Genomic DNA, 12,228 nt, shown 5'->3' on the forward strand with positions numbered 1-12,228 from the left:
TTTTTTTGAAACTAATTCACTCGGTTAAGGGTATATAGGGATGAGACATAATTAAAGGAGTGAACGCCATATGGCACGCAGAAGTCGGAGTCGATCAAAACTCCCATTAATCATCGGAGTCGTTGTCGTCGTCGTGATTGCGTTTTTAGCAATCGGCCAATACAACAGCCTCGTCAATGTAGAAGAAGATGTATCGAATAAATGGTCGCAAGTCGATAACCAGATCAAGCGTCGTGCGGATTTAATTCCGAACCTCGTCGAAACGGTCAAAGGTGTCGCGGGTCAAGAAGAAAAAGTGTACGGCAAAGTCGCTGAAGCTCAAGCTGGTCTTGCGCGCGCCGCGTCAACCGAACAACGGATTGAAGCCGATCAACAAGTCACGTCTTCGCTTCGTGGATTGATTGCTTTGCAAACCACTTATCCGGAACTAAAATCAAGTGAACGATTCCAATCCTTGATGGACACGCTGGAAGGAACAGAAAATCGTCTCGGGATCGCCCGCAAGGATTACAACGATGCCGTGACGCTTTATAACAAAAAACGTCGGAGCTTCCCAACAGCACTTTATGCCTCCGCCTTCGGATTCGAGAAAAAACCGTATTACGAGATTTCAGACAGCGACCGAGAAAATCCGATTGTCGACTTTAACAGTGATTCGAAATGATTCGGCGGTGGACGCGACTTCTGTTGAGCGCGTTCCTCGTCTTCTTCCTCTTCGTTCCGACAGCTAGTGCCGTTTCAGAACGAACGGGAGCAGCTTTTTTCATCCAGGATGATGCTCAGCTGCTCACTCCTTCGGAAGAAGCCGAACTCGCGCAACTCGGTCAGGAGCTGGAACAGTACACGACAGCACAAGTCGTGCTGAAGACGGTTCCCGATCTAAAGGGACAGGACTTAAGTTCTTACGCCAATGAAACATTCCGGCGACAAGGCATCGGTCAAAAAGGAAAAGACAATGGGGTACTCGTCGTCGTCGCTCCGAACGAAAAGAATCGGCAATTCCGGATCGAGGTCGGTTATAAACTAGAAGGCATTCTGACGGACATCACGGCTGGGCGCATCCTCGATCAATACGCGGTTCCTTATAAAGAGAATGGCGAGTATGGAAAAGCGGCGACTGAAACATATAAAGCTGTCGTCAGTGTCATTTCAAAGGATCAGTCGCTTGAGTCACAAGATCCTCCGAAATCCCAAAATGATGGGGGGCTTCCGCTGTGGACGAAGATTCTGATCGGTGCCGGATTGCTGATCTTGTTATTCCTCGATATGAAGTTCACCGGCGGTATGTTCTTCTTTGCGATTTTGAACATCTTTTCCGCGATCATGCGCGGTGGCGGTGGTGGAAACGGCGGCAGTCGTGGTGGCGGCGGTAGTTCCGGCGGCGGCGGTGCCGAACGTTAGAAAAGGAGTCGGTTTTCATGAGGATCATTTTAGGTTATTACATCCTCCTGACACTCATCGGATTTGGCTCGATGTGGCAGGATAAACGTCGAGCACGACAACATGCTTACCGGACACCGGAAGCGACACTATTGACGATTGCTTTCCTCGGTGGTGCGCTCGGTTCTTGGATTGGTATGTATACAGTCCGGCATAAGACACGGAAAGCGAAATTCCAATGGCTGGTGCCGCTTGCAGCTGTGTTGCATCTCGCTTTCTGGATATTTTACACTTCACAATGAAAGAATGTGACCGATAGAGAAGGGAACGTACGGAAATGTGTCCGTCGTTCCCTTCTCTTTTTGGGATGAGGTCAATGATTATAAAAGATAGGTTTAAATTCTTTTTCTCTCAGGGTAAAGAGTTTAACCAATTTAATTAATACATCTTTTGATGTATCGAGAGGTGGACATCTTTTTATGTGGCATCCTTGCGCCGAATGCACGACATCAATCCGTTTTATTGAAGCGGGAGCACTCCATATCCAGTCACCAACACCAGAAATCTATTCCTATCAATCATTCGAACAACTCGAACAGTTACTGACGTCGCTTTTGCGTGTAGCGGATTATCCCGTATCCTGTCGCGCCACACAATCGCGTTATGTGACAGCACCTATCCTAGCTTCAGCACTCTTAGAACAGCTAAAGCATCGGTCAGCGATTGATTTTATCCAGCACGGCGTCATGACAAGCCATCTGCAACCGATTTATGATATTCAACAAAATATCCTCGTTGCGAACGAAGCCTTACTGCGCGCAGCAGATGACAACACGCCGATCTCACCGGGTGTCCTGTTCTCCACTGCCTCGAAGATGGGGCTTCATTCCCGTCTTGATCAGCGGGCGCGTGAAGAAGCCATCCGTGCGACGCATCATATCGGTGGCACAACAAAAACGTTCATCAACTTTCTCCCTTCGACGATCTATAATCCGGAGTACTGCCTGCGCCATACGTTTGAGATCGTCGAACGTTATCAAGTCGATCCGAGTCGGCTCGTCTTCGAAGTCGTCGAAACGGAAAAAATTGAAGACGTCAACCATTTGAAACACGTCTTCGAACAGTATAAAAAGCAAGGCATTCAAGTAGCACTGGACGATGTCGGCGCTGGTTTCTCGACACTCGATATGTTGTCCTTGCTTCAACCGGATTATATTAAAATTGATCGTTCCTTCATCGATCACTGCGATACGAATCCAGAAAACGAAGCCTTTTTACGGAAAGCCCGTCATCTGACACGAGAAATGGGGATTCAAATCTTAGCGGAAGGCATCGAACGGCAAGAAGAACTCGATCTTTGCCGCGAACTCGACTTTGATCTTGGTCAAGGATACTTACTCGGTCGCCCTGCTCCTTACGCTCGCTTTGCGAAAGCACAATAAAAATACGCACATGGACCGTTTGATGATTATTCGGCACATGTGTGTATTTTTATGTTAAGTCGTCGAAACGAAAACCGTCTCGTTCCGTGTAATAGCATCCACTAGTTGTTCCATTGACACGATCGGACGCAACAGACGACACAATTCCTCTTTCGATGTCCGTAAAGCAAGTGTTTCGACGACATCGAGCGATAATGCGAAGTCTGCGAGTGCCGTCGGCTGCTCTTGTGCAAGAAGATAGTCACGCAACTCTGCATAATCATCATCATGTCCGAGTAACTTCTCTTGAACGAGTAGTCCGTAACCGACCTTACTCCCGTGCAAGAACGCATGCGTTTCTGGATGAGGAGATAACGCGTTATGCACTGCGTGTCCGATTGCACCACGCGTCGCCGCGTCACCAAAACCACCAATGCTTCCGGCTAACGGAATGACGGTTTCGACGAGATGTTGCATTTCAACGGGATACTCACGAAAACGCGTTTCCGTTATATTCGTCGACAAGATAAGATCCTTACAACGTTCAGCCGTCCGAAGTGCCATCTCGATGACGGGATCTTCAGCCGATGATCCGCTTAAGGCACGTGCTTCATACCACTTCGCTAACGTATCGACGAGCCCCGCTACAAAATAATCATACGGACTCGCTGCGATGATCCGATGATCGAGTAAAAGGGCTTCAATCACGACGGGGAACGTATCAAATCGGATGTACTGTCCCTCTTCGTTATACATGACACTAAGCGGAGTCCACGGAGCACAGTTCGAGACGATCGTCGGAATGATGATGATCGGGCGTCTCAGTTGAAACGCGACCTGTTTTGCCGTATCGATGACACTCCCGCCTCCGAGCGCGAGAATCACATCGTACGGAGCACATACTTGTTTGAAAGCTTCCACCTGTTGATCCGTACAATGCCCTTCAAATAAAAGACGTGGTAACTCTGGTAAAGCAAAAGCGGCTGCTTCATAGGCCTGACGTCCATGAATCAGGACTGCTGAACGATTACCTATCACTTCTTTGAGTTGATCGAGCGTGTTTTCCTCATGTATGTATTGCAAAACAGCTTGTCGAATCACAGGATCGCCTCCTAATATTTGTTATCGCTCAGTATACGCAAAAGAACTCGCTTCGGCAATCATTCGATTTTCATAGAAGGAGAGCGTACACTAGAAAAGACAACAGTTCACTACAAAGGAGTCGATGAATCGATGCAACAGATCACGTTAAACAACGGCATCAGTATGCCCCAACTCGGATATGGTGTCTTTAAAGTACCGGAAGAAGAAGTATATGAAGCGGTCAGCGAAGCACTCCGCGCCGGGTATCGTTCGATCGATACGGCGATGATTTACGAGAACGAAGAAGGTGTCGGTCGCGCGCTGCGTGACTCAGGCATTCCCCGAGAAGAGATCTTTCTAACGACGAAAGTCTGGAATTCCGATCACGGCTATGAAGAGACACTTGCCGCTTTCGAGACGAGTCTGCAAAAGCTTGGTGTCGATTACGTCGATTTGTACCTGATTCATTGGCCGATGCCAAAAGAAGATCGTTATGTCGAGACATGGCGGGCGCTCGAACATCTCTATTCAGAAGGAAAGACGCGTGCTATCGGTGTTTCGAACTTCCATATTCCGCACTTGGAACGAATTTTAGCCGAAGGATCAATCGTTCCTGCCGTCAATCAGATTGAACTCCATCCGTTCCTCAGCCAAGAAGCGATCCGAGACTTTTGCCGCAAGCACGGTATCGTCGTTGAAGCTTGGAGTCCATTGATGAAAGGACGCGACGCGTTAACGCATCCGGTCATCGTCGATATTGCCGATCGTCATCAGAAAACGCCAGCTCAAGTCGTCCTCCGTTGGCACTTGCAACACGATATCGTCGCGATTCCGAAATCTGTCACGCCAAGCCGCATTCGCGAAAATCTTGATGTCTTCGACTTCACCTTGTCAGACGCTGATATGCAAGCCATCGATCAATTGAACGCCAACGTGCGTACAGGATCAAATCCGGATCATAAATAAGACGAGACGATTCTCGTTTAATCTCCATACAAAAAGAAGGTACCTTTCGGAATTGATCCGGAAAGTACCTTCTTTGATGATGACCCTGATGCGTGATTCTAATCTATTATTTTAGCGGTCTAAATTATTTCCATGGTCTTGCTTGGCGATGTCATCTGATTGATGTTTCGATTGACGATGTTCTTCGCCGTCTTGCGTTGCATCATGTTCTTTTTCCTCGCGTTCTGTTTCCGGACGTCGGAAATCATCATCCCGACGCATCGCGATGTCCGGTTCCCGGTTCCCGTCGAGTTTTTTTGAATGATCGATTGCCTGCTCGTCTTGCGGCATCTTATCCGTACCGGCACGATGCAAATCAATCTCTGCATGCTCTTCCTTCGAATCTTTATCAATATCAAGCGGATTACCGGAGCCGAGCTGTGCATTGGAATTCGCATCTGATGACGTATGCGTCTCTTCGCCACTACCATAACGAACCTTTACATCAGGATGTGTATTATCTGTATTTAAATGTGGATCGAACTGGATGTCTTGGACTTCAAGCAACAGAACGAAGCCTCCACCTTCGACTTCCGTTTTGCGTTGTTCGATCTCATTGTCTGATAGATCAAGTGACCCGAACAGATCATCGACTTCTTGATCGCGTCCTTTGTTTCCACGAATCCGGTCGATCCAAGACGGTTTCGTCGTCGCGATTTCTGCGTCCATCTGGCTACGGACGAGTGCGATGTTCGACTTCTCCTTGACGATAACGTAGAAGTCTTCCTCCCGATGTCCCTGAATGTGTAACTCATCCATTTTTGAGATCAATTCTTCTTCTGAATAGAATGTTCCGATATATTGTTTCGTTTTCATGAATATTCTCCCCTTATCGACACGATTTGTCATGCGTGACTTCTATAAGGAGTATTTCCTCTTTTGCGTTAAAATATGCCAAAAAACATGCGTTCCATTAAAACGTCATCTGTTTGACATGTAAACGATCATTCACCGACGAGTTTCAAGCCGATTGTAGCACTCAAGACAAGACCGATGCAGACCAGTCGCTTCCAGTCTTTTGATTCGTTATAGAGCATCATGCTGAGAATCGCACCTCCCGCTGCTCCGATTCCCGTCCATACCGCGTACGCTGTTCCCATCGGTAAACCATTCATCGCAAGTGTCAAAAATAGAAAACTGAGTCCGAATCCTGTTCCCATCAACAGTAGATTCTTCGCATTCTTATTTTGATTGAACGTATTGATCAAGACGACACCAAACATCTCAAAGATTCCGGCAATGATTAAATAAATCCAACTCATGCTGATTTCTCCTCTCCACTGACTAATTTCAGACCGATGACGCCGACGAGTAAGACAGCAATCAATGCTAATTTCATCACGGAAGCGGCTTGATCGAACAAGACGATATCCGTCACGACCGTTCCTGCTGTTCCGAGACCGACGAAAACAGCATAGACCGTTCCGACTGGTAAATGGTTACTCGCTTTAATTAGCACGGTAAAGCTAACGATGATACAGACGATCGTTGCAGCCCACTCAAGTGGTGTTGCCGCATGTTTTAATCCGATGACCCAGCCCACTTCAAAACACGCTGCGACGATGATGCCAATCCAATACTTTGCCATAGTAATTGCCTCCTGATAGGTAAATTCAAATGAAAAAGCCCGGGAGCAAGCGAGACGATTCGCTTTACTCCCGGGCTTTTATCCCTCCGTTGCATGGACAAACGTCCATGTTCCTCCCTCGGTCCAGCCGTACGGAACCCTAGAGGATACTCCCTATTCCATTCGATACAACCACCCTAGCACGCCCTTTTTCCCGTGTCAAACAGGAATCCGTTCCCCATCTGTCAAATAGAATCAAAGTGACTTCATCTGAAAGAGGAGGATGCTGCATGCGTTATAAAATCAATGATCAACTTCGGATTCGTCGTTTTACACCAGAAGATATAGAAGCGGTTCACGCCTATGCCTCACAACCCATCGTCAGTCAATTCCAATCATGGGGACCGAATACCGAAACGGATACGAAACAATTCCTACATGATGCGCTTGAAAGTGAACTCGAGACACCAAGACGTCGTTATGTCTTTGCCGTGACGTTTCCAAGTGACGTCGTCATCGGTGCCGGTGAACTCGTCATCACAGACGTTGATAATAAAATCGCCGAAATCGGATACGTCCTCTCGCCTGATGAATGGGGGAACGGATATGCGACGTCGATCGCCTCTTTCCTTCTCCAATTCGGTTTCGAAAAACTAGAACTACACCGCATCACGGCAACGTGTGACCCACGGAACGTCGCTTCCGAACGCGTGTTGCAAAAGGTCGGCATGACGAAGGAAGGACAGCTTCGCGAGACGGTCTATCTCGAAGACCACTGGCGCGATTCCTTGATTTACGGCATGCTCGATTGGGAATGGCAAGTGGATCACGAAGAAGATAACTAACATATGACTTCAAACGGTGTGCCGAGGCATACCGTTTTTTTATGGACAATCTCCTATTTTTTTGATTTTTATCAATTTTTAAACAAGCGCATGCTACACTATTCATAATGACAAATTTTAAGAATTGGAGTGAACCTCTTGATGAAAAAATGGACTGCTCATGTTGCTGGACTTGCCGCAACGTTAATGTTGAGCTCGGTTTTACCCCCACCCGCTTTCGCTGAATCGCCACCTGCTCAACCAACGGCAGAAACACAAACAGTCACCGAGACGATCGGAACGGCTTATTTGAAAAAGGATGCTGCGTTGCTACAAACGGCTGATTCCGCAACGGTCATCCAACAACTACCAGCAGGAACGACATTCAAGACACTTGGCACGGACGGTGACTTTACCCGTGTCAGTTGGCAAGAAGGCGCTGCTTATGTCGCAACAAACGCGTTGACGCAAACAGCACCTGTCTTTCAAAAACAAGCAACACTGACGTCGAAAGGTCCACTCTCATTAGTTGCTTCACCATTTGATTCCACCGTCGTGACGACACTTCCCGCCTATCAGCGAATCGATACATACGGCACTTTCGACACGTTCACACGTCTGAAATGGGACGATCAATACGTCTACGTCTCTACGACACAACTCGAGCAACTTCCGAAATTAGTTGGAACGCGTTATGCCAAACGAGCGACTTCTCTTTTCGTTGAACCGAAGACGACGAGCGCGAAGTCAGCTGTCACTCAAAATCAAGCATTCGAAACGTTCGGTACGATCGGTACTTTTACACGTGTTGCGACTAAGACGGGTTACGCCTTCGTATTGACGACTGATTTAGCAGATACGCCAATCGTGAACCATCCGGAAACAGGGGTGCGTTACGTCCAACAGCAGACGACGGTCTATGCTACTGCGACTACGAAAGGAAAAGTCGTACAATCGCTTCCTGTGAATACTTCTCTTCAGACGTACGGCATCGAGGGGTCATTTACACGAATCAAACGAAACGACGAGTATGCCTATGTGTTGACGGCACATCTTGGGACATTAAAGTACTATCCGAAGACTGCACGCCTCTATGTTCAGCGCGCTACGCCAATCTATTCGGACGCCAAATCTTCAAGTCCTGTCTTGAAGCAACACCAAACGAATACGCTGCTGACGGTGTATGGCACAAGCGGTACCTATAGCCGGATCATCTTCCGTGGAGTTCATGCTTACGTCAAGACAGCTGATCTCGGTACTGGAAAAGTCTATGCATCAACCGGGACACGATACGCGAAACGCAACTTGTCCGTCTACACGTCTGCTTCGACGAAGAGCAAAATTATGTATTCCGTCAAACGAGCTGACAAACTAACGGTTTACGGCACAAGCGGTAGTTACACACGCTTGAAAAAAGGAGCGGTCTACGGCTACGTCAAGACGACGGATCTCGTGACGAAAAAGCCGGATCTGTATGACGTCACTGGTCAACGCTACGTGACGGAAGACGATGTCGTCATTCGTTCGCAGGCAAAACTTTCGAGCAAAAAAATCGGCACACTAAAAAAAGGTACCTCGATTTCGATTTACGGAAAAAGCGGTTATTATACACGCGTCAAATATAAAAATGCCTTTGGTTTCGTCGATTCGAGTCGTATCGGACTGAACAAGCCGACGGCAAAAGCAAAAAAAGGCACGACATTTTATGTCCACCTGGACCAGACGCCACTCTTCTCTGCCGACGTGGCTTACAGTCGCCCAGCTGCCTATTTGAAGAAAGGGACGAAATTAATCGGTCTAAAATCAATTGATGATGATTTTTGGCAAGTTCGCCTGGCAAATGGTCAAACGGGTTACGTCCTCAACCCTTATATCAGCACGAGCAAACCCGATATGAAACTGACACAAAAAGCGATCGACCGGGCGAAAATCTATACGGTCAAACAGACGACGTCGTTCTTTGCGAGTCCAACAAGTCCAAAAGGTAGCGGACTCGTTGAACAAGGCAAACGGGTTTATCCGCGTCATCGAGTCGGAAACTTCTATGTCATCCAGTCAGGCTGGACACCTGTTTATCTTCCTGTATCCGCTGTGACGATCACGTCCGATAAACGGGTCGTTAAAAAGAATAATACGAATACGCGTGGTGAAAAGCTGATCCAAGCAGCAGTCCAACATATCGGCACACCATACACATGGGGTTCGCAAGATGCCGTGAATGGTGGTTTTGACTGTTCCGGTTTGATTCACTACGCGACGAACAAGGCTGGAAAATACGGTGGTCGGACGAACGTTCGTGGCTACTGGTACGGTGCTTTCTTTACGAATCGCCGGACGAGCATCTCAAGTGGTAAACGCTCAGATATCGTCTTCTTCCAGAACACCTATACAGACGGTCCATCGCATATTGGAATCATGCTCGACAACGAACACTTCATCCATGCGGGTGGTTCACAGCTGCAAATCAATTCAATCTATGAACCGCGTTGGCAGGAGCATTTCCTCGGCTTTAAATCGATGTAATAAAAAAGACGAATCCGTCGGTTTCGACGGGTTCGTCTCTTCTTATCGCAACACGTCAGAAAGTCATCTCGACGTATTTCGCCACTTGTCGGTCCATCAAGTATAATTCGATCTGTTCACGATAGGCTTTATAGTGGTCGGATGCGATATGCGCTTCAAGCGCTTCTTCGTCCCGATACACTTCATACAGCATGAATTGATGCTCATCCTCGATCGATTGGTGCAAGGAATAACGTAAGCATCCTTCTTCTTTTTGTGAAGCATGATAAACCGTTTGTAAAATCGGGAAGACTTGATCCGCAAGTCCAGCTTTGATGGTAAGTACAGCGTTGACGACGATTTCTCCCATGTTTCATTATCCCCTTTCGTGATTACCTGTATATGTACCCATTTTCACGAAAAGACACACGTCAAAGGAGCTTGAAGATGCAAACTCAACTTTTTGAAGCACTTGAACAATTCGAACCCACGATGATCGCGTTACGTCGTGATTTTCATCGACATCCGGAACTCTCTTTCCAGGAAGTCCGCACACCAGAACGAATTGCAAACTTTTACGCGGAGCAGGGCATCCCTTATCAAACAGCCGTCGGAGGTCGTGGTGTCGTCGCGACGATTGAAGGTAAACAGCCTGGTCCGACGATTGCTGTCCGCGCAGATTTTGACGCATTACCACTTCAGGAAGAGACAACGCTTGCTTTCCGGTCGATCCATCCTGGTATCATGCATGCTTGCGGGCATGATGGTCACACGGCAATGGTGATGGCCCTGGCTGCTACGCTCTATCCGTTACGCGATCAATTGCAAGGAACGATTCGAATCATCCACCAGCATGGCGAAGAGGTCTTTCCCGGTGGAGCAATTCAAATGATTGAAGCCGGCGTCCTCGAAGGGGTCGATGCAATTTTTGCGACACATCTCGAAAATGATTTACCGGTTGGCACGATTGGGTTCCGGGAAGGACATACATTGTGTGCGATCGACGAATTCGAAATCATCGTCCATGGTCAAGGTGGTCATGCCCAGGCACCGCATAAAACAAAAGATGCTCTCGTCGCTGGAGCGCAACTCGTCTGCAACTTACAGCATCTCGTCAGTCGACGGGTCGATCCGTTTGAGCCTGCTGTTCTTGCAATTGGTTCTTTCCATGCGGGAACGGCTCCGAACATCGTCACGGGTGAAGCACGCATCGTCGGTGAAATTCGGACGTTCAATGAGACATTGCGGCATCAGCTCCGGCAAGAAGTCGATCTTGTCGCCAAAACGACATGTGCCGGCATCGGTGCTACCTATTCAATCGACTTCACGACTGGTTATCCAGCACTCTGGAATCATCCGGACGAGACAAAACTTGTTCAGGAAGCCGCTTCTTTCTTACCGGAAGCATCCGTCCGGGCACTCACACCAATGATGGCTGCGGATGACTTCGCGCATTATCTAACACATGTCCCGGGAAGTTATTTCTTTACTGGCTCCGGATATACGGACGGTCGCGTCAACTATCCACAGCATCATCCGCAGTACGAAATCAACGAACAGGCGTTGTTGATTGGTGCGAAGACACTCGGAGCGACGGTTTTACGTGCCTTGAAACCTAAGGATTGACTTTATTTCTGTGTGAATGGTATCATCACAACAATGATAACGAATGACATCAACTTCATATACCCTTATCAAGAGTGGACCGAGAGATCTGGATCGATGACGTCCCAGCAACCTGCGCATAGCAAGGTGCTACGACCAGCAAAGCGAAAGCTTTGGTTGATAAAAAGCGGCGACTCCTTTTGCAACCAAGCGAAGGAGTCGTTTTCGTTTTCTCGCTGTCAGACATACAATGGGGATTTCCCACGGAGAGGAAGAGACAGATGGAAAAAGCAACATTTGCAGGTGGATGTTTTTGGTGCATGGTGACACCGTTTGAAGAATTACCAGGAATCGAGGGAATCGTATCAGGTTACATGGGCGGACACGTCGACAATCCGACATACGAGCAAGTCAAGACAGGAACGACGGGACATCTCGAAGTCGTCCAAATCACGTTTGACCCGAGCCTGTTCCCGTACGAGCGTCTGCTCGAACTCTACTGGCCACAAACGGATCCGACGGATGCAGAAGGTCAATTCCAAGATCGCGGCACGCAGTACGCGCCAGCAATCTTCTATCATACGGATGCGCAGCATGAAGCTGCGATTACTTCTCGTGACGCTCTTGCTGCAAGCAACCGTTTCAAACAACCAATCGTGACGCGGATCGATGCTGCTTCTGAATTTTATCCGGCGGAAGAGTACCACCAAGACTTCCATAAGAAAAATCCAGAACACTATAAAAAAGATCGTGCTGCTTCTGGTCGCGATGCTTTCATCGAACAGGAATGGAAAGATACGACGACGGTCTGATTCAAAAAAATGTATATAAAAACAGGTCA

At 47.9% G+C, this 12,228-nt stretch carries 14 protein-coding genes and 1 riboswitch; of the genes, 9 read left to right on the forward strand and 5 right to left on the reverse strand.

Translation table 11 applies throughout. The annotated features are described in order from the left end of the window. Positions 1-70: 70 nt before the first annotated feature. The 4 genes from B4F99_RS05070 to B4F99_RS05085 all read left to right on the forward strand — a co-directional run bounded on the left by B4F99_RS05070 (position 71) and on the right by B4F99_RS05085 (position 2,822). The gene (locus B4F99_RS05070; RefSeq protein WP_290755761.1) at positions 71-664 is read left to right on the forward strand and encodes a LemA family protein; all 594 of its coding nucleotides are present in this window, start codon (positions 71-73) and stop codon (positions 662-664) included. Then, complete coding sequence (locus B4F99_RS05075) at positions 661-1,401, forward strand: TPM domain-containing protein (protein ID WP_290755763.1); 741 nt, start codon at positions 661-663, stop codon at positions 1,399-1,401. The genes B4F99_RS05070 and B4F99_RS05075 overlap by 4 nt, the downstream gene beginning before the upstream one ends. A 17-nt stretch (positions 1,402-1,418) precedes the next feature. Then, a complete protein-coding gene (locus B4F99_RS05080; RefSeq protein ID WP_035410989.1) occupies positions 1,419-1,682 on the forward strand; it encodes a DUF1294 domain-containing protein in 264 nt (87 codons plus the stop codon). Positions 1,683-1,859: 177 nt separating this feature from the next. Beyond that, positions 1,860-2,822: an EAL domain-containing protein gene (locus B4F99_RS05085; protein WP_290755766.1), complete on the forward strand. Its 963-nt coding sequence runs from the start codon at positions 1,860-1,862 to the stop codon at positions 2,820-2,822. A gap of 54 nt (positions 2,823-2,876) precedes the next feature. On the opposite strand, the gene B4F99_RS05090 is transcribed toward B4F99_RS05085, so the two are convergent. After that, positions 2,877-3,902: an iron-containing alcohol dehydrogenase gene (locus B4F99_RS05090; protein WP_290755768.1), complete on the reverse strand. Its 1,026-nt coding sequence runs from the start codon at positions 3,900-3,902 to the stop codon at positions 2,877-2,879. Between the two features lie 132 nt (positions 3,903-4,034). Between B4F99_RS05090 and B4F99_RS05095 the strand changes: the two genes are divergently transcribed. Continuing rightward, on the forward strand, positions 4,035-4,850 hold the full coding sequence (locus B4F99_RS05095; RefSeq protein ID WP_290755770.1) for an aldo/keto reductase: 816 nt from the start codon (positions 4,035-4,037) through the stop codon (positions 4,848-4,850). Between the two features lie 111 nt (positions 4,851-4,961). On the opposite strand, the gene B4F99_RS05100 is transcribed toward B4F99_RS05095, so the two are convergent. The 3 genes from B4F99_RS05100 to B4F99_RS05110 all read right to left on the reverse strand — a co-directional run bounded on the left by B4F99_RS05100 (position 4,962) and on the right by B4F99_RS05110 (position 6,477). Further along, positions 4,962-5,705 (reverse strand): general stress protein, encoded by a 744-nt coding sequence (locus tag B4F99_RS05100; RefSeq protein WP_064300616.1) that lies wholly within the window; start codon positions 5,703-5,705, stop codon positions 4,962-4,964. Between the two features lie 128 nt (positions 5,706-5,833). Further along, entirely contained in the window at positions 5,834-6,151 is a 318-nt protein-coding gene (locus B4F99_RS05105) for a DMT family transporter (RefSeq protein WP_050678973.1), read from the reverse strand. Then, positions 6,148-6,477, reverse strand: a complete 330-nt coding sequence (locus B4F99_RS05110) for a DMT family transporter (protein WP_029340708.1) — start codon at positions 6,475-6,477, stop codon at positions 6,148-6,150. Before B4F99_RS05110 ends, B4F99_RS05105 begins: the two co-directional genes overlap by 4 nt. Positions 6,478-6,746: 269 nt before the next feature. On the opposite strand from B4F99_RS05110, the gene B4F99_RS05115 reads away from it, so the two are divergent. After that, on the forward strand, positions 6,747-7,301 hold the full coding sequence (locus B4F99_RS05115) for a GNAT family N-acetyltransferase (protein WP_290755774.1): 555 nt from the start codon (positions 6,747-6,749) through the stop codon (positions 7,299-7,301). A gap of 141 nt (positions 7,302-7,442) precedes the next feature. Then, positions 7,443-9,803 (forward strand): C40 family peptidase, encoded by a 2,361-nt coding sequence (locus tag B4F99_RS05120; RefSeq protein ID WP_290755776.1) that lies wholly within the window; start codon positions 7,443-7,445, stop codon positions 9,801-9,803. A 55-nt stretch (positions 9,804-9,858) separates the two neighbouring features. Here B4F99_RS05120 and B4F99_RS05125 read toward each other — a convergent pair whose 3' ends face one another. Further along, on the reverse strand, positions 9,859-10,152 hold the full coding sequence (locus tag B4F99_RS05125) for a putative quinol monooxygenase (RefSeq protein ID WP_035411012.1): 294 nt from the start codon (positions 10,150-10,152) through the stop codon (positions 9,859-9,861). Between the two features lie 77 nt (positions 10,153-10,229). Between B4F99_RS05125 and B4F99_RS05130 the strand changes: the two genes are divergently transcribed. After that, complete coding sequence (locus B4F99_RS05130) at positions 10,230-11,408, forward strand: M20 metallopeptidase family protein (protein WP_215148357.1); 1,179 nt, start codon at positions 10,230-10,232, stop codon at positions 11,406-11,408. 62 nt (positions 11,409-11,470) lie between these two features. Beyond that, a riboswitch (SAM riboswitch) is annotated at positions 11,471-11,574 on the forward strand. Between the two features lie 94 nt (positions 11,575-11,668). Further along, positions 11,669-12,199, forward strand: coding sequence for a peptide-methionine (S)-S-oxide reductase MsrA (msrA, locus tag B4F99_RS05135; protein WP_056063762.1), 531 nt, complete (start codon positions 11,669-11,671; stop codon positions 12,197-12,199). Positions 12,200-12,228: the final 29 nt, after the last annotated feature.

The organism is Exiguobacterium sp. UBA3491 (genome assembly GCF_002377745.1).
In the GTDB taxonomy this organism is placed as follows: domain Bacteria; phylum Bacillota; class Bacilli; order Exiguobacteriales; family Exiguobacteriaceae; genus Exiguobacterium_A.